Below are 17,556 nucleotides of genomic sequence, written 5' to 3'. Positions count from 1 at the left end.
CGCCACTGTGAAGCAGGGTCGAACCAAAGTCATCCGAAAGTCGTTGCGATTTGTCGAGCCGTCGGTAGGACCAACTACCTTACAAGCCCTCCGTTGAGGAGGGCTTGGCGTTTGTGATTGGATGCGATCAGTCCTTGCTATTGGCAGCCTCTTTTTCGTTCCGCTTCCGACGCCGACCGGCCAGAGCGGCTGCACCCGCCGAAGAGATCGCCAGCATCGCGGTGATTGGATCGATAGCTCCGCCGCCACCACTACGGCTTTCTGGACGTTGGATGTTAAGGTCGACGTTGCTGGGCGACGGTTGGCTGGCGGGTTGAGCAGGGGAGGCGGCTGGTGCGTCTGTTTTAGGTGAAGCCGTGTTGGATGGGTTTGCCGGAGCCGTTTTGGTCGCCGAAGGCTTGTCGTCGGATGCCGTCACGAAGGACCGGTTGCTATCCCGCAAAGCCGCCAGTTGGTTGGCTACCCGCTGACGTGAAGCTCGATCCCGCTCGATGCGAGTGGCATTGCGTTGTTCGATTTTCCAGCGTTTGTATTCCTGGTCGTTTTCAAGAACCAGCATCGATGCGTAAGGCGAAACAATCGAATATCCCTCGCACAGCCGAACGATCTCGTCTTTGTGGGCCGCGACACCGCTCCGTTCTTCGTCCAGTAGACGTGATACATTGCGAAACGCCCACATCCGTTCGATCGGGCTATTGTCCTTTTCGGCTGTGGTCGGCAGGGTGACGGTGACGGTCTGTTCCCAGGGAGCCCCTTGGATCTGGCCTTTCATCATTACTTCAACCGGTCCTCCGGATTTGAATCGGCCCAGCAGCCGCAGCGGAGTTCCATAAAACAGATTGCCAAGCTGCTGCGGTTCGACGTCATGAATCTGCGAGTCCGAGAAGTTGACGGATAGATTGGCGATCGCTGGTCGAATCAGTTTTTGACGCATCAGATGAGCTTGACGACGAAAGCTGTCTTCGGTCGAAACGAACGCGGCTAAACCGCCCGCTTGAGTGGCAAGTTGATTCAACAGCGGCCGATTGACTTCGTTCCCAACTCCGACGCAGAAGACGCGTACTCCATCAGGGCGTGATTGAATCAGTTTCAGTAATTCGGCTTGCTCGCCTGGTTCGGTCATTCCATCGCTTAGTAGAACCACATTGAGAGGCCGGTCGGAATCGCGATAGCCGTAGGCCGCTTGCAATGCAGGTGCCAAAACCGTGCCGCCGCGTGCCCGTTGCTGAGCGAAGAACTGGGAAGCTTTGTCTAAGTTCTCTTGATTGGCTGTTTGCAGTCCTTGGAATAGCGGAGTCGGTTGCAGGTTAAAGGCCAGGCATTCAAACCGATCCTCGGGGCTGAGCGATTCGATGAAAGCAGCGACGCTGCGGCGGCTGAGAGCGAGTTTTTCGTCGCGAGCCATCGATCCGCTGATGTCCAATAAGAAGACATAATCCATCGCTTCCATCGTGCTGCTAAGGTCTTCGCCAGGAGTCACGGTCATCATGAAGTAGCCGGCTTCCCCTTTGGGTTGACTGGTGATGACGTCGATCCCGGTCCGTGGACGCTTGGTTTGGAAAGCCAGCACAATGTCGCGAGACAGATCGCCTTCGGTCAATTCCATGCTGGCTTGAGCGTATTTGTCGGTATGTTTTGCGACAACGAAATCATCGGTGTGTGATTCGCTACGCAGTTCTTGAATCGGAACTTCGCTTAGCACTTCCAGGTTCATCGAAAACCGTCCCTGGACTTTCGTGTCGATGGGGCGGCCGGCGGTCTGGGTGGCGAGCGGATACACGTAGGTTCCCCAGTCATGGTCCAATTGCAGTTCTTGGTAGTATTCGATTCGTACCCGTTGTTCGGCACCGGCAAGGATCGGGAAAATTCGCATTTCAAATTGTTTAAAGTCGACTTGTTCCAGCAGACCGGGGTCACGTTTGACGCGTTTGTAGCTGTTGTAGATTTTGCGGGCACGTTCCTTTTCGACCACTTCGCCGATCATTTCTTTGCCGTTGATCCACATGCTGAAATTCGACACGCTGGCTCCGCGAGGAACAGGGAACGTGTAGAGTGCTTCGACGATCCGGTTTTCAGTGTTCACGAAGGTTTGGTCGATCTGAGTCACGGCAATGGAGTTATTAATCGTGACACGCACGTCTTGGTTTTTGATTTCCAGCACCCCCCCTGCGCCTCCTTCGGCCACCAGCATGCCGGCTCCCTGAGCGGGATTCCCAAGCCAGTTTCCGCCGCACGCAACGGCTAACAGTAGAAGGCCCGTTCCCCAGCTGGGAAGAAAGCTCCGGGTAGAGCAGGGCAGGGTCGTCAAGGATTTCATGATCGTCTCCAAAGCAGGATGGAAGGTGGTTGCCGGGTTCAAGCTTTCACCTAGGTGAGGCCAACAACGGCGTTAAACATCCAGAGCCCAAGAGAAAAATCAGGGTGCGCAGAGAAAATCGATTTTTGATACGGGAAGTCATGGCTAGCAAAAACCAACGTCTGGCGACGCTACCTACGGCAGTGACATATCTACGCTCGACAGAGCGTGGACAGCCCGGCAAATACATCGCAAATCGATTTTACGTCCCTGCGGACGCGGAAACACGTTTGCTGGGGATTCGAATGGCGGCACCTGTGGCCAGCCGTGCCACGCTGTCTTTGTACCAGCTGTTATTAAATGCCTTAGAACGGTAAAATAGGGCGTCAACCAAGGCTGCATTCGATAGACGAAGAGGGAACGGGTGGATCAACATTTGCAGCAAAAGCTTGCCGAGTACATTGCCCCGTTTCAGGAATGTCCTCCCTTAGATGTCCGCGTCTTGCACGTCTTGCAGGCGTTACCGAAATTGGTTCAAGTCGATTTCGCATCGGATGATCGGTTTCGTGTGACTTTGGAAGACTTCGTTCCAGGTCGCGGCTGGCGCATGTTTATTGATTTGCCGGTAAATGGTCAGGCAACCAGTCGCTGCGTGGTGCTGCGAACGAAATTGGCTGCGGCCGAAGAATCCTTCTCGCTGTACATTATCGCCCACGAATTCGCGCACGCCTTTCTTCGCAATGGCGGCTGGAAATCGATAACCGATCCAGAGCAGGCCGCCGACGCGCTGGCAGCCGAATGGGGATTCCCCCGACCGCTGACCCTGCCGACCTTCTAATGCAACACGACCTTATGGAACGTGCAGGCTCTCACTTAATTTGGAGCGGACGTTGTAAATTCGGCGGGACGTACGATTCATAAGTTGGCGGTTTCCAAGCGGATTGCAGTGGCGTGGCAAGAGACCAAAATCCCAGCCCGCTGCGTAAGCGAGGGATCGCAGAATGTCGCCTTTCGCTCCGCGAAAGAACGCTATTCTTTCTCCGGTTTCGATTAAATCAACAAGCCGCTTGAGCCGCGGATTCGGGGCTCGGCTGTCTGCGGCTTTACCGGCAACTGATCCATCGCACGCTCCCACGGATCTGGTTCCAAGGCACCGCTTTGATCGGCCGCCAGGCTTACTGGCCCTCTTTTTGCTACTTCAGTGTGATGGTCTTTGGTGGATCGCCACTTTACGTCTTGAGTATTCAAAAATTGGAGAAACCCTTATGAATCAGCGATGGAAATTCCGCCACGCGCGACGGATTTTTGTTACCTCCCTAGTTTCGGGGGTGCTGGTCAGTAGCGTTTGGGCTCAAGATTCTGGAACCGCCAAAAAAACTTCTCCCGAAAAAGCAGCGGTGTCGGAAAGTGAAAAATTGCGTCTTCAGGTTGTCCAGAAGGGGCTGGCATTTTTGGCACAAGAAGGGCAAGCCGATTCAGGCACTTTCTCCGATCAAGTTGGCCCTGGGGTTACGGCGCTGGCTGTGACTTCCGCGCTGAGAAACGGTCAAGCGTTGACCGAACCGATGGTCGCCGAAGGTTTGAAGGCACTGGAAGGTTTTGCGAAGCCCGACGGTGGGATCTACGGCAATGGACGCTTAAAGAATTATGAAACCTGTGTGGCGATGGTCTGTTTTGCGGAGGCCAATAAATCGGGGCAGTACAACGAATTGCTGAAACAAGCCAAAGCGTTTGTCACCGGCCTGCAGTACGGCGAGGGTAATCGATCGCCCGATGATCCATGGTACGGAGGCGTCGGATATGGCGGAGCAGGGCGTCCTGATCTTTCCAACACCGGCTACATGATCGAAGCTCTCCGAGCGACCGAATCGGGGCCAAGTGATCCTGCGATCCAACGGGCTTTAGCTTTCGTTTCACGGTGCCAGAATCTGGACAGCTCGCACAACGATACGCTGTTCGCAGCCAAGGTCGATGATGGTGGATTTTACTACGAGATCCCTACCACGGTGATCGACCCAAGCACCTCGGAAGAACGTTACACACCCAATGGCGGCCTGCGAAGTTATGGGTCGATGGGATATACCGGCCTGAAGAGCATGATCTTTGCCGGGCTTTCGAAAGATGACCCTCGAGTCGTGGCTGCATTGCAGTGGATTAAGGAGCATTACAGCGTGGAACAAAATCCAGGCTTAGGGTCGGCCGGTCTGTATTACTACTACCACACGTTTGCTGCAGGTTTAAACGCTGCGGGTTTGAGTGAAATGGTCGATGCCGACGGTAACAAGCATGACTGGAAGGCCGATCTGATCAAGGAACTCGCCTCACGCCAAAACGAAGACGGATCCTGGAGCAATGAAAATCAACGCTGGTTTGAAAACGACAAAAATTTAGCGACCAGTTTTGCGTTGATGGCTTTAGCCCACTGCAAACCTTAAGTTTGTCATCATGCCCGGTATTCGAATATGGGTATTGCATCTACTTAGTTTGGCCGCGTTTGCGGTCTGGCTAGCCGCAGATCCTTTGTTTTGGCCCGCCCTCCAGGAAGTGTCCAGCGGATCCCTCAAAGCCTCATCGGGAGGCGTACGGTGCTGGGGGATTTTGCTGTTGCTGGCAATCGCTGTCGGCAGTTTTCTGTCGTTGGGTTGGCAGTTCATGTGGGGAGGCCGCCTGCGTCTTTCGCGGACGGTTCCTGCTATGGGTATTTGTGCGTCCGAAGTATCTCGCTGTAAAGAACGAAGGGCTTGCACGCGTTTGCCAGAGCCGGGAAGTTCACGATCGTTGCGTCGTTTGTTGGCGGCGACCACGGTCGTTGCATTGTGGTCGGCGTTGTGCGTTCAGCATGAATTGGTTGCTTGGCATGGCAAGCGAGCTAGGTTCGCATTCAGAATTGCGGAACTGGAATCGATCGCTAGTCCGCTCCGCAACGATTGGCCTGCGCGGGATGGGGACTTGCCTCAGATCGGCCCATTCATGGCTTATCCGTTTGGGAGGCCATCCACGCTGGTTCTGCTGCAGGCCCCGCAACTTGCAAGCCAACGTATTTTCGTAAGTGCGGTGGAACGCTGCGATGACGGAGCGATTAAGCTTCAGTTGACTGGTACTGATGGAGGTGACTGGGCGGAGTGGCATCCGCAAGGCAGCCATCCAAAATCGTTTGTCGGCGGTCTGGCGGATGCACACCAGCTAAACGTCGCCAGTTCCATCGGCGATGGCTGGTATTTAGTACGATATGAATCCTGATCATCGACGGGAGTGTCCAGACCGCACGGTGCAATTGTCGCCTTTCGCGGGGGTGGATGCCTTAAATCATTCGGCTATTCCAGCACCTTTTTATCTCCAAGTATCGAGAGTCCCTTTCCGGGCTTGCCCTGGCGGAAAAGGATGAAATAGCAAAGAGGCATGGGGGTAGCTGCCAGTTGGTGCCCCGGACCGGGACAAGCCCGGCGGAAGCAAAATAGCCAACTCCAAAAAACGCAATTTCAAAATGCGTAAGCGAGGGACCGAAAGAGCATGCCGCTATCCCTCGCTTACCGGCTTGTTGATTTAATCGAAATCGGAAGGCGACAAACAGTAAATCGACAGCCCGCTGGAAGACGATAGATGCAGGGACAAGAGCGAAAAACGTTCTTGTCCGTATGCGGCTACTGGCTGATCAGGCTTAGTCTTTTCCCTTCCCTTGCAATGCTCCGACGTCCTCCGCCACATCGGCTGGCACGCCTTTAGACAGTCTCTTTTTGATCTCTTGAAAATCGGGTTTGTCTGCCAGGTTGTGGAATTCGTGAGGGTCCGTTTGAAGGTCGTACAATTCTTCAAAACCGTCGGGATATTGGATGTAGCGGTATCGCGTATCGCTGATCCCGTGGGCAGGCTGGCCATTAGCCGTAAACACATAAGAGGTTAAAGAGGTTCGGCGATCAGTCTGGTCGGGATGTTCTAGCTGTGGGACTAACGAAATACCGGTGCATTGTTTAGGAACTGGCAGTCCCGCCAACTCGCAGAGGGTAGGGTAGATGTCCGTCAGTGTTGTCGGTTGATTGGTTCGTTTTCCGTCCTGCGAGATCCCAGGGGCATGGATGAACAATGGCGTCCGTGTGGTTTGCTGCCAGAGTGCAAATTTCTCCCAGTTCTCCTTTTCACCGATGTTAAATCCATGGTCCGACCAGAGCACTACCACCGTATTCTCTGCTAAAGGAGATTCATCCAGACCATCAAGCAGGCGGCCAAGTTGATGATCCACATAGCTGATCGAAGCCAAATAGCCTCGCAGCATCGTTTTCCACTGTTTGTTATCGGTTACCCATTTGTGCCAGTGTTCGCGGCCATGCGAATGGGCATCGGCTAAGTCATCAACCAGATGCGCGGGTAATTCAAGTCTTGATTCGGGATACAAGTCAAACCATTCTTGAGGTACTTCCCAAGGAATGTGCGGGCGAAAGAGACCGACTGCCAAGAAGAGAGGTTGTTCGGTTGGGGCGTGCATGTTTTCGATCGCCCAGTCGACGACCGCTCCATCCCCCTGGTCGGCGGTCAACTGAATCGGATTGGCTCCGAACAAAAAGTGACTGAGCGGACGTTTACCGGTAAAGCCCGCATTCTGTCCCTTTTTCCCCACAAACGAAGGACGCGGCCAGTCGGCTGAAATTGGATCCAAAGGGTCTCCGCGGTAATCGTCCCATGCAGCTGGATCATTTTGAGAATCCCCCGGGGTCCACTGCAAAGTATGAAAGATTTTGCCTCCACCGACGGCGCGATAGCCGTGGTCACGGAAGTGTTGTGAGAGAACGACCGCATCCTTCAGTACCGGCGATTCCTCACGCCATCGTGGACCGTGAGCCCCAAACAGATTTCGGTACAACCCAGACCGTGTAGGATGAACCCCCGTCAGTACGGAGACTCGCGACGGATGGCACGCTGGCGCTGCGCAATGAGCGTTCGTGAAAGTGACCGATCGTTTGGCAAGTCGCTCGAAATTGGGAGTCTGGATGTGAGGGTGGTTGGCCAGCGGTGAAATGTAGTCATTGAGATCATCGATCGCGATGAACAGTACGTTGGGACGCTCCGCATGAAGTGATCCAGGGGCCATCCCAAGGACAATCAGTAAACTGGACACGAACAACTGAATCAATCCGCAACATGACTTCATCGAATCGAAGACTCCTAGTAGTGGCATACGAACGCTTGCTGGAGGATCTATTCTAGTCTCGTTCGGTTGCCTGCGGCGATTGATTACTCGGTCTCGATTCATTTTCCTATCGGTAATATTTTTTGTCGCTGTGATCTGGCTTCCAGACCCTTGGCAAGTAATCCCGTTGGCCACTGACCTGTCGCGAAGGTTATGCTGGGGGCGTTGGCAGAAAGTTAATTCAGGTTTGCATGGTGATTCAATTCAATGGGCTGGGACCTAAATGAACGAACAAACCAAAGATTTTTTGAACACGCTTTCTGGTATCCTGCTGCGATGTTGGATGTTCGGATTTGCATTGCTGCTCTTTTGGTTTTTCGTCCTTCAAGGGATGCGAACCTTCGTGCACTACCTACACGGTTCGCTGTTTGGGGTAAGCGATCATGAACTGGATGTGATTTTTTATTGCGGCATGGGCTTGGTAAAGATCGGGGTTTTGACATTCTTCTTTATCCCCTGGCTATCCATCAAACTGATGCTGCGAAAGTCTTTGTAGGATCGAATTGCAGGAATATGGAAAATAAATCTCAGGCGGGCCCGCACGCCCAAGCGATCGCTCACCTCCGATCTGCCGACCCGGTCATGAAGAGGATCATCGCAGAAGTCGGTCCATGTACGTTACGGCCTCAACGGGATCGCTTTAAAATGTTGGCAAGTTCCATCATTTCACAGCAGATTTCAACGGGGGCCGCTCGGTCAATCAAGAAGAAACTTGACGAACTGCTCGGTTCCGCTGGTCTAACACCCGTTCATCTCGCTCGGTTTTCGCCAGAGGAACTGCGTACCGCAGGGGTTTCGCCGCAGAAGGCAAAATACTTGCTTGATCTAGCCGACAAAGTGAACCAATCCGAGGTCAACCTTCAGAATATTGGTCGTTACTCAGATGACAAAATCATCCAGCAACTAACGGTTGTAAAAGGGATCGGACATTGGACCGCGCAGATGTTTCTGATTTTCGCATTGGGCCGTCCAGACGTCTTCCCGCATGGGGACCTAGGAGTCCGAGCAGCCATTCGCGACCGCTATGATCTTGAGGAACTTCCCGACCAAGAAACAAGCATCGCGATCGCTGCAAATTGGAGTCCGTTTGCAACGATCGCAAGTTGGTACTGCTGGCGATCGTTGGAAGTTGCCAAAGCCAAGTAAAGCACCATCCATTTAGCCACCTTCACTGTGATTTTTGCATCGGCAAGTGACCGGCGTGTGCGGGATGCGTTCGCGCGGTCGAACGTCGTTTTGCAAATTGCAAAATGATCAGCAGACTTAATTCCTTCAGGGCGTTGCTGCGAGCGATCAAGTTATCGAATACCCGAGTGATGATCTGAAGCCGGGAACGGCAGTTCGTGTGACTCATGAGTGAGGATTTTTCGGCAGATCACCTGTAAGCCTAAAAACAGAGAAGACTGGTTGGGAGTCCTGGATATAGGCAGTAAGCGGTTTCTTAGTTCCTCGGCTGCAATTGGATGTTCTTTCGGATTCGGTCGACTGGGAACCTTAGCCACATCTTAATGGGACAGTCAGGCAAACAATGGCAGCGACTGATATTCTTTGCCTAGGATGGGGGTGGGGTCGGTGCCAAGCCAATCTTTCAGCACGGATGCGTAGACTTGCCGGAAATCGTACTCGTGTTTCAAATCGCCTTGCTGTAAATCGGTCAAGTTCGGACGCTTGCCGATGATGCCCGCTTTGACACCGCCGCCGCACAAGAACATTGGCCCCGCAGCGCCGTGGTCGGTTCCCTCGCTGGCGTTCTCGGATACCCGTCGACCGAACTCGCTAAACGTCATCACACAGACGCGTTGTCCATGGTCGTGAGCATTCAGATCGCGAATCAATGCACTGACGGCATCGCTCCATTGTCGAAGCAGAACACTGTGCGTTTCTGCCTGTTGGGCATGCGTATCAAAACCATCATGTTGGACATAGTAAATCCGCGTGGTAAGACCTGCATCGATCAACTGGGCCACCACTCGCAGTTTGTTCCCCAGTTCCGTCTCGGGATACTTCACTTTGCTTTTATAGCCTTGCGCTGCATCCGTGACACGCTGGCTAGCCGCGATTGCCGAAGTGGTGCTTGATTGCAGGAAATTCAGAAGATCATTGTCGCTGGAAGGGTTGGTAGGCGGACGGTTTTCTAACAAATCACGCAGCGATTGTTTGTCGCTGCCACGTAATTGAAACTCCGCCAAATCTTTTACCGTAGGGACACGAACGGTCGAAGACGCGACGGCGACCGGCTGTTGTTCTTGGCCCAGGTGGAGTGCCGGGACATCGCCTCCGCTGGTCGCGGGTTGTTGGTCTAAGTAACGCCCAAGCCAGCCGTCGCCGCGCGGTTCGTCTTTGCGACGACAGGTATGCCAGATGTCCATCGATTCGAAGTGCGATCGATTCGGTTTCTCGTAGCCAACATTCCGGATCGCGGCGAATTGGCCGTTTTGTAATAGTTCTTCGATGCCGGTCATCGAAGGGTGCAGGCCGTCCTCATCACTAATCTTCCGTAATTCATTTTTGGGAATCGCAAGTTTAGGTCTAGCGGATCGGTAGTGGTCGTCGGCGAATGGAACGATGGTGTTTAGACCATCATTTCCGCCCGACATTTGAACGACGACGAGTATTCGTTCATTCGCCTTTGGGGCAGCCGATGCCGCCTCGGCAAAGCACGCTGGTAGGGCGGCGCCGATACCCAATGCGGTCGCACCGCTAATCGAGGACCCCAAGAAATTTCGTCGATTTTGATTGGTAGCAATGTGCATGGTTTGCGCCGGATGGGATGAGGCGATTCGGGAAGAACAAGAATTTACGCGAGTTGACAAACGGGAAGGGAAGTCACTGCATGCAATAGCGAACGCATCTGTCGCTCTTTGTCACCTGTATGTGCTGCCGTGGTTTTGCGGAGTTGTGCTTTCGTCGCCTCATCCAATCGCACAGCAAGTAAACAAACCTCGAAATGCTCGATGGCTTGATCGGTCGTTCGCACATTCTGGGTGTGCAAGTACTCGGAAAGACTTTTGCCGTCAAAGCGAGTCGTGTTGCTATCCAGGATGTCAGCGACAAGATTCGCACGTCCCAGCAAGGTCGACGAATTGATCCACGCCCGCCCACCATCCCAGCCTTTGACGTTGGGCGGATAGAACAAGCCTTGCCCGATGTTCCTAAGGCCTTTCGCGACCCGTTGCGTGTTGGTTGTCGCATTCAAGCATCGCAGCGTTCCAATCACTAATTCGACAGGTGATTTGATTTTTCGACCAACCGAGTTGGTCGAGTAAAAAATATTACTTCCCAAGATTCTTGCGATTACTGGAGCAACCTCAAAATCGTGTTCTCGCAATAAATCTGCCAATGGTTGCAGCATCGCATCCGTCGGTCTGGGTTCATCACAAACAAAGAATCGATACAGCTTGCGGGCGATGAACTTTGGTGCCGCAGGCTGCTCCAGTACGATTCGCACGCCATCTTCGCCATCAAAGTTGCCACTTTGCCCAAGCACCGATTTCTCTTTGGAATCGTGCTGGTAGCGATTTTTGCGAAACTTTTTGTTCTTGATCTCCCAGCCCGTGAAGCAGCGAGCCAGTTCTAGTACGTCCTTTTCGCTGTAGTTTCCTTCGCCCAGGCAGAACAGTTCCATCAATTCACGGGCGAAGTTTTCGTTCGGATGCGCTTTGCGATTGATCGCTGAATCGAGATAAATCAACATCGCGGGGTCGTGCGAAATCTTCATCGCCAAATCTCCAAAATTGCCCAATGCATGCTCACGTAAAAGCTGATTTTGGTTCCACATCATCCTCGCATCTTTGACCTTCTCGGCACCGGTGGCGAAGTGCCCATGCCAGAATAGCGTCAATTTTTCAAGCACTTGGTTCGGTGTGTAAAGCAGGCGATAGACCCAGGCCGCCGACAATTTTGCAGGGTCACCACCTGCCAAAGTTGCATTTGCAAGGGCGTCGGCGGTCGCCCGGAAATCGGACTGTTCGCGGTTGCTTGCGACCAGTTCGTTGACCACGTCTGCCGGACTCCGATCGATCGCTTTTTCGATGCTGGGCAAGTCGGCTCCGAATCCGGCACGCCGATACAAGTGTGAGACTAAAGATCGGTCCCACGGACGATCTGCAGTCGGTTCAAAAGGTTGCCATGCCCAGGTTGGGTCTGCGAATTTCATGTCATTCATGGTTGTTCCTCTGCACTTTCGTTGACATCCACGATCAAACCCAATGCCATCTGCGCCGGCGTGATATCCAAATTCAGGTGGACGTTCTGAACGAAACCGAGCAGTTCTAGTAGCAGGTCGATTTCGCCTTCAGCAGATTCTTTGCTGTGCCCTTTTTCCAGCATGTTGTTGGCAACCAATTGCGGGCGATTCGTTTGCAAAATGCGACGTAATGTTGTCGCCTCTAGTTTTCCGTTGGTGTTTGAATCGTCGGTCTTCGAACCATCGCTGCGGGGCGACTGAACCAACGCACGAGCGAGCGGTGTCGAACTTGAAAGAATGATTCGTTCGTTGGAAAAGGCCATCGTCGGCGAAAAATTGAATTGAATTTTTGCGTCACGGCTCTCTCGCTTGTCTCGGTCAGGCACGTAAGTGGCGGTGATCAGCTGTGCGTCGTCAAACATTTCCATCCCAAGGTCTAGCTGTGGTTGTCCGTTCTGAGCCCCCGTGACATTTAGGAAACCAATAAAACTTTGGAATATTCGACGTAGTTCCGGTTGAGTCTCTTCCGGATTTTTCATCTGAAACTGAAACGCGAATGCCGGCAATTTGATTGCTGGTTGCGGGAGGACTTCGGTGAAATCCTGTTCCATGCCTACGATTTGAACATCGCTTGCGAACGAACCAAGAATGTCTTCGCCAAAGTCGCGGCCTGAAAAGAATGTTGTCAGTGTTGTGTCTGCAACCGCCAATTGATCGTTTGCTCGATCCGAGAGCAAATCACCAGAGCGAAGCCACATCTGGGACAGATCGCGATGCGCCGACAATGCGAATAATCGGTTCGGTACTTCCAGTAGCGGAGGTGCGTCAGCAAGTTCGGTTTCCCCAAAGAAGTATTCTCGCGGCGCTTCCCAGTTTCGCTGATGTGGCGTGGCGATATGCAATCTCGCCCCAGAACTGTTGATGTGCAACCGACCGGTTGCGTAGGGAGTTTGGCGAAGGTTAGCCAGTAGGCCGCCCAGGACCGCTTCGGCTGGAATGTTGTCGACCTTCTCATTAAATAGATTTTTCGCGAATCCTTTATCGCGTAAGGTTTTGATATCCAAGAATGCCGATGCAACGCGGTCCTCTAAATCACCTGAGGCAAGTTCCTGCGACGCGGCACGATAGGATTCGTTCGATGCCAGTGTTTCGCCGTCGCGATCGAGATACTGGTCAACAATTGCCTTGCCGAGTTCCGAGTTATTGGTCAGTAGCATCCAATCGTGCATCCGCACCATCTTCAATTGATCGCTTACCGCATCGGTTACGAACCCGCGGTACTCGCCTTGTTTGTTGGTTGCACCTTGCATCTGTCTTAGGGTCAGGACGAAACTGCGAAGGCGTTCTAAGAGAGCCGGATCGGATGAATGCAGCAAAATCGCCACGCCGCCGTCGGATGCGTCGAGTGCGATCGTGATCCCGCGATCGGTTAGTTTGTCGAGGGCCGCGTCCCAAGGTTTGCCCATGCTCGCTTGAAAAGCTTGAATGCCTACTTGCAACTTTTCTGGGCCGTTCGACTGCAGGAAAGAATCGTAGGCAGGCATCGCTTCCAGCTTTGCTCGCAGCGGATGGGCCAAAACGGTCTGCAACACGCCGTCCAAGTCGGAGACCTCCGCGTAGGCGACGATCGAACTTGGCAGTAACTCGGACGCTCCACAATCGACTCCACGAGGCGGTTCAGCGAAGGCTTCCGTTGGCAGGGCTAGGTAGCCGGAGAAGACTAGCAACCCACCCAATATGTGTGTCGAGAGGTTCGGTCGTTGTCTCATGTGGTCTGCCTTTTTGGGGGGGGCGGTTAGGTACCATTCTATTCGTTGAAGCGACAAAGTTCTTTGTATCACTGTGTGTGTTTATTGGACCGGTCGAGGAACCGCAAAAAGGGGCACGGTTTCGTCTGTCAATAATCAAGCACGGCCGCAGTTAAGCAAGCTGGTTCTGAATCGCTGGAATGGCCTTCCAATGCATCACGCTTGCAGGCAACCGCGTCCGCAGTGGGTCAGGTGATTTGGAAGATTGGTCGCTTGGCGTCCCGCTTTTAGAGTTGGTTTGGGCTGGAGGAAAGCGACAGTTTCAAATTCCAATCACTGTCCTTGGACAACAGCGAGCGTGCTCGACTTGAACTTCAAGCGGGAGCGATTTTGCAGAATCAATACACGATGTGCGGATCGAAGTGATCCCAAGAGAAGGGAGAAGGGAGAAGGGAGAAGGGAGAAGGGAGAAGGGAGAAGGGAGAAGGGAGAAGGGAGATGGGAGTTCCATTTGGTTTCCGTGTTGTCAATCAAACTGGCGCTGCTCCGCAAAGAAAACTTTGGAAAAACGGTCTGTGAATCGCCCTCTGGTCTTTGTGTTAAGCTGAATCGATTGTGTTTCGCCGATCAAATAGGTCTTTCCTCGTCTTGTAGAATTGCAATGGATCTTGCTGTTGACGTAATTTCTGACGTTATTTGCCCGTGGTGTTACATCGGCAAACGACGGCTTGAAAAAGCGATCGCTGCCTTCGATGGAGAACATGCTATTGCTGTTCGCTGGCATCCGTTTCAGCTCAATCCATCGATGCCGAAAGCAGGAATCAGCCGCCGAGACTATCGCACTCAAAAGTTTGGCAGTTGGGAGCGATCGAAGGAACTGGATGCTCAGGTCTCTGTTGCCGGAAAATCCGAAGGCCTTCATTTTGCTTTTGAAAAAATGGAGCGAACTCCAAACACTGTCGATGCCCACCGGCTGATTTGGCTGGCCGGCCAACATGGTTGTCAGGATGCGCTCGTTGAAGCGCTTTTTCGAGCTTACTTCAGCGAAGGTAGAGACATCGGCAGCCAACAGACGCTGCTGGAACTAGCTGCTGAATCAGGGCTGGATCAGCAAGCCGTGGAAATCATGCTCAGCAGCGATCAAGGGATGGATGTTATCACAAAGGGCCGGGAACTCTCCCAGCAGCATGGCGTAACAGGAGTTCCGTACTTCCTGGTCAACAACGCGATTGCCTTGTCAGGGGCTCAGGCACCCGACACCTTTGTAGCTGCATTGAAGCAAGCAATCGCATGACCTGGATCAAATCGACATCAAGGGGCCTGTTGGCGGTTTTTATGATTGGTGCCGGAACGATGCACTTCGTGAATACCGATTTTTTTATGAAGATCATGCCACCCTATCTTCCGCTGCACAAAGAACTGGTTTTGGTTAGCGGGGCCTTTGAAGTTCTGCTGGGCGTCCTGCTGTTGGTTCCACGGAGTTCACGGCTGGCTGCGTGGGGAATTATCGCTTTACTGATTGCCGTGTTTCCAGCCAACCTTTACCTCTATCAGCATCAGGATATTCTGCCAGCATCACCGATCATTCACTTATTGCGTCTGCCGTTGCAGGGAGCGTTGATATTGTGGGCGTTTTGGCACACGCGACCGCTAGGGAAGAAGTCATGAACCTTCACCCACTCCTGAAAGTCATTCTGAAAGACTATGCCCTGCCGCTCAACGGCGACCATGGTGTAGCGCACTGGGCTCGAGTCTTGGAAAACGGATTGCGACTGGCCGAAGAGACGGGTGCGAATGTCGCAGTCGTTTCGCTGTTCGCCGTCCTGCACGACTCACGCCGAATTAGTGAAGTTGCCGACCCTCAGCATGGGCCTCGCGCTGCGGAATTTGCAACGGAACTGCGAGGCACCGTTTTTGATTTGGATGATCAAAAGTTTCGGTTGCTGTATCGAGCCTGCGAGGGGCACACGCACGAACGAAATCATCCGGACGCAACCATTCAGACTTGCTGGGATTCGGATCGACTTGACCTTGGTCGCGTCGGTATCATGCCGCATCCTAGTCGCCTTTGCACCGAGGCTGCCAAGCGACCCGAGACGATCAGGTGGGCGGACGGCCGAGCGAGATTTCAATTCGTTCCGGGATTTGTCGTGGACGAATGGGAAATCGATTTGGAGGCAGGTAGGTAAGGTCGTACGTGCTGGTCCCGGAGGTTTCATTGCTCTCTTCCAGTCATGTTCGCAGCAAGCGATTCGGATTCGCGCACGCCGCGACAGCGAAACTAGAGCTCCTCTTTAAGGGTTAGCAGCAGACTGGGGTGATCGGTGTAGATTCGTTGGACTCCCATGCCCAGTAACGTTTCCATCGTGGGTTGGTCATTGACGGTCCATGCTCCAATTTCCAGTCCAGCAGCCTTTACCTTTTGAGATTTCTCGGGCGTGACGGCATTGTGATGTAACACGAGGCCCTCAAAGCCGTGCTGTTTGGCGATACGGATGTCTTCGTCGATGTTCGTGTTTTCGCCACGATCCCAGAAGACGGGAATTTGTGGTGCGAGCGATTTTACTTCCGCCATGTATTTCAGGTTGCCGTCGTTAAAGCCCACCCATCGTTCCGCTTTCAATCGCTTTATCATTTGGATAGCTTCGCCTACGCAGTCCATCTTGGGCTGAATCGAAACTCGAGTTCGGTTCTGTTTCATCACTAGCCGGAGCACATTTTCCAGTGTTGGAATCCTTTGTGCAGGACATTCCTCTATCGATTTCCCCATCCGTCGGCGGAAGTCCGTAGCGACATCCACCGTCCGTAATACTTCGTAGCTGGAGTCCGCTACATCGAGGTCCTTGTCGCCCACCCGCTGGGTTGTTCGATCATGGATCACAACTAACGTGCCATCCTTAGAGCGAAGAATGTCCAGTTCGATCCAGTCGGCACCCACGTCGATTCCACCTTCGAACGCCGGAAGCGTGTTTTCGGGAAACCGACCGGAATCTCCCCGATGAGCGGTCACGCCATTGCTCAAGAACGAGGAAGCATGTGGCCCCTGATCCGCAGCAATCAACAAACTAAGGCAATTGGTCAGCAAAAGCAGAGTGAAGACTCGGACGAAACGTATCATTTCTTGACTTTCGAAGTTGTAGATCTAGATTCAAGATCTGAGTGGAGAAAAATCGATGCCATCAAGGATGTCGCTCATGATAAACCGAATGGACTGCTTGAAAGCTGGTATTTCGGCGGCACCGTATTTCTCGCTGATTAGTCCAGCGCTAAATTTTCTTGACCGGGTTTTGTCGCTGGTTGGATGGTCTAGCGGATGGCGTCTCGAGCCACCGTTTTCAGATCCCCTGTCCAACGTTCGATGCCAGATTCACTGCACAATGCGACACCACGCCGCATTGGATCTCTCTGCTAATCCCTTGGCGTTTGGTATCGCAGAGTTAGAATATTAAGTGTGAGGAGTGAGCCCAAAGCGGTTCGTTTTTGGCATATTGCCAGTGTTGTTTGCTTTTTTTCTTCAGCCGTTAGCGTTTCGACGCCTTCATCGCTGCGTCAGTTTCTTACTGCTCGCTGTGTTCGCCGCTGGACTGACGGGACTGCCCATTACGAAGCCGTCTCCTCTTATTGAAGCCCGGTATCCATGCGAAAACTGTGGCTGTGGTTGTCCTTCGGTTGAGTTTTGCTGGGATAAATGTTGTTGCCATAGCGATACCGAAAAGCTGCGTTGGGCGGACGACAACGGGGTCACGCCACCCGCTTTCTTGGTTGCCCGCGTCAAGGGTGTGACCGCGACGGTTGTCGGCCTGGTCGATTCATCTGCGGAGACTTGTTGTGGATGCGGGAAAACGAATCGTGCGGCGACTTGCGATCGTTCGATTGCAGAAGACGCCTCGCGAACCGACGATGCAGCCTCGCAGAGAATTTGCCTCGTTCGTTTAGAGGATGCTGCAAAGTGTCGAGGGCTCCAGTGGTTGTGGTCGTCTTTTTCCTCTGCCATCATTGATCCAGTGCGAGTCACGGGATTGCCGATTGAACCGCATTATCTATTCAGTTTGCTTATCCATGATGATCAAGCGGACTCTCGCTCGGACATGCCCGACACCCCGGTGCCCTAACGCATCGTTTCTTAACCGCTGATCATGCTTGA

18 protein-coding genes are annotated in these 17,556 nt (G+C 53.1%); 11 read left to right on the top strand and 7 right to left on the bottom strand.

The annotated features are described in order from the left end of the window. Window positions 1-127 precede the first annotated feature (127 nt). Window positions 128-2,317 carry a VIT and vWA domain-containing protein gene (locus tag FF011L_RS25110; RefSeq protein WP_145354670.1) on the bottom strand — a complete coding sequence of 730 codons (2,190 nt, stop codon included), beginning with the start codon at window positions 2,315-2,317 and terminating at the stop codon, window positions 128-130. A 140-nt stretch (window positions 2,318-2,457) separates the two neighbouring features. On the opposite strand from FF011L_RS25110, the gene FF011L_RS25105 reads away from it, so the two are divergent. The 4 genes from FF011L_RS25105 to FF011L_RS25090 all read left to right on the top strand — a co-directional run bounded on the left by FF011L_RS25105 (window position 2,458) and on the right by FF011L_RS25090 (window position 5,536). Next, a complete protein-coding gene (locus tag FF011L_RS25105; protein ID WP_145354669.1) occupies window positions 2,458-2,673 on the top strand; it encodes a hypothetical protein in 216 nt (71 codons plus the stop codon). Between the two features lie 47 nt (window positions 2,674-2,720). Further along, a complete protein-coding gene (locus tag FF011L_RS25100) occupies window positions 2,721-3,134 on the top strand; it encodes a hypothetical protein (protein ID WP_246109620.1) in 414 nt (137 codons plus the stop codon). Between the two features lie 427 nt (window positions 3,135-3,561). Continuing rightward, window positions 3,562-4,731 (top strand): prenyltransferase/squalene oxidase repeat-containing protein, encoded by a 1,170-nt coding sequence (locus tag FF011L_RS25095; protein ID WP_145354668.1) that lies wholly within the window; start codon window positions 3,562-3,564, stop codon window positions 4,729-4,731. Window positions 4,732-4,741: 10 nt separating this feature from the next. Further along, entirely contained in the window at window positions 4,742-5,536 is a 795-nt protein-coding gene (locus FF011L_RS25090) for a hypothetical protein (protein WP_145354667.1), read from the top strand. Window positions 5,537-5,954: 418 nt separating this feature from the next. Here FF011L_RS25090 and FF011L_RS25085 read toward each other — a convergent pair whose 3' ends face one another. Then, window positions 5,955-7,439, bottom strand: coding sequence for a sulfatase (locus tag FF011L_RS25085; RefSeq protein ID WP_218932877.1), 1,485 nt, complete (start codon window positions 7,437-7,439; stop codon window positions 5,955-5,957). Window positions 7,440-7,701: 262 nt separating this feature from the next. Here FF011L_RS25085 and FF011L_RS25080 point away from each other — a divergent pair, with 262 nt between their 5' ends. Together FF011L_RS25080 and FF011L_RS25075 are read left to right on the top strand one after the other, a co-directional pair. Next, window positions 7,702-7,974 carry a DUF6868 family protein gene (locus FF011L_RS25080; protein WP_145354665.1) on the top strand — a complete coding sequence of 91 codons (273 nt, stop codon included), beginning with the start codon at window positions 7,702-7,704 and terminating at the stop codon, window positions 7,972-7,974. Window positions 7,975-7,991: 17 nt separating this feature from the next. Next, window positions 7,992-8,624 (top strand): DNA-3-methyladenine glycosylase family protein, encoded by a 633-nt coding sequence (locus tag FF011L_RS25075; protein WP_145354664.1) that lies wholly within the window; start codon window positions 7,992-7,994, stop codon window positions 8,622-8,624. Between the two features lie 22 nt (window positions 8,625-8,646). On the opposite strand, the gene FF011L_RS25070 is transcribed toward FF011L_RS25075, so the two are convergent. The 4 genes from FF011L_RS25070 to FF011L_RS25055 all read right to left on the bottom strand — a co-directional run bounded on the left by FF011L_RS25070 (window position 8,647) and on the right by FF011L_RS25055 (window position 13,433). Then, window positions 8,647-8,832: a hypothetical protein gene (locus FF011L_RS25070; protein WP_145354663.1), complete on the bottom strand. Its 186-nt coding sequence runs from the start codon at window positions 8,830-8,832 to the stop codon at window positions 8,647-8,649. 163 nt (window positions 8,833-8,995) lie between these two features. Next, the gene (locus FF011L_RS25065; RefSeq protein ID WP_145354662.1) at window positions 8,996-10,231 is read right to left on the bottom strand and encodes a DUF1501 domain-containing protein; all 1,236 of its coding nucleotides are present in this window, start codon (window positions 10,229-10,231) and stop codon (window positions 8,996-8,998) included. Window positions 10,232-10,275: 44 nt separating this feature from the next. Further along, a complete protein-coding gene (locus tag FF011L_RS25060; RefSeq protein ID WP_145354661.1) occupies window positions 10,276-11,643 on the bottom strand; it encodes a DUF1800 domain-containing protein in 1,368 nt (455 codons plus the stop codon). Continuing rightward, complete coding sequence (locus tag FF011L_RS25055) at window positions 11,640-13,433, bottom strand: hypothetical protein (RefSeq protein ID WP_145354660.1); 1,794 nt, start codon at window positions 13,431-13,433, stop codon at window positions 11,640-11,642. The genes FF011L_RS25060 and FF011L_RS25055 overlap by 4 nt, the downstream gene beginning before the upstream one ends. 244 nt (window positions 13,434-13,677) lie before the next feature. Here FF011L_RS25055 and FF011L_RS26620 point away from each other — a divergent pair, with 244 nt between their 5' ends. From FF011L_RS26620 to FF011L_RS25040, 3 genes are read left to right on the top strand one after another with little or no spacing between them, the layout of a single operon-like run. Continuing rightward, window positions 13,678-14,706, top strand: a complete 1,029-nt coding sequence (locus tag FF011L_RS26620) for a DsbA family oxidoreductase (protein ID WP_218932876.1) — start codon at window positions 13,678-13,680, stop codon at window positions 14,704-14,706. Next, window positions 14,703-15,080, top strand: coding sequence for a DoxX family protein (locus tag FF011L_RS25045; protein WP_145354659.1), 378 nt, complete (start codon window positions 14,703-14,705; stop codon window positions 15,078-15,080). The genes FF011L_RS26620 and FF011L_RS25045 overlap by 4 nt, the downstream gene beginning before the upstream one ends. Continuing rightward, window positions 15,077-15,601, top strand: coding sequence for an HD domain-containing protein (locus FF011L_RS25040; protein WP_145354658.1), 525 nt, complete (start codon window positions 15,077-15,079; stop codon window positions 15,599-15,601). Before FF011L_RS25045 ends, FF011L_RS25040 begins: the two co-directional genes overlap by 4 nt. 92 nt (window positions 15,602-15,693) lie before the next feature. Here the strand turns inward: FF011L_RS25040 and FF011L_RS25035 are convergent, their stop codons facing one another. Continuing rightward, window positions 15,694-16,422 carry a glycerophosphodiester phosphodiesterase gene (locus FF011L_RS25035; RefSeq protein ID WP_218932875.1) on the bottom strand — a complete coding sequence of 243 codons (729 nt, stop codon included), beginning with the start codon at window positions 16,420-16,422 and terminating at the stop codon, window positions 15,694-15,696. Here FF011L_RS25035 and FF011L_RS26615 point away from each other — a divergent pair. Continuing rightward, on the top strand, window positions 16,411-16,671 hold the full coding sequence (locus FF011L_RS26615; RefSeq protein ID WP_218932874.1) for a hypothetical protein: 261 nt from the start codon (window positions 16,411-16,413) through the stop codon (window positions 16,669-16,671). The genes FF011L_RS25035 and FF011L_RS26615 overlap by 12 nt on opposite strands. Window positions 16,672-16,906: 235 nt before the next feature. Continuing rightward, on the top strand, window positions 16,907-17,524 hold the full coding sequence (locus tag FF011L_RS25030) for a hypothetical protein (RefSeq protein WP_145354656.1): 618 nt from the start codon (window positions 16,907-16,909) through the stop codon (window positions 17,522-17,524). Window positions 17,525-17,556: the final 32 nt, after the last annotated feature.

The sequence above is a fragment of the Roseimaritima multifibrata genome, assembly GCF_007741495.1.
GTDB classification, from domain to species: domain Bacteria; phylum Planctomycetota; class Planctomycetia; order Pirellulales; family Pirellulaceae; genus Roseimaritima; species Roseimaritima multifibrata.
The sequence above is the reverse complement of the archived record's forward strand: the minus strand, read 5'-3'. Positions and strand labels throughout refer to the sequence as shown.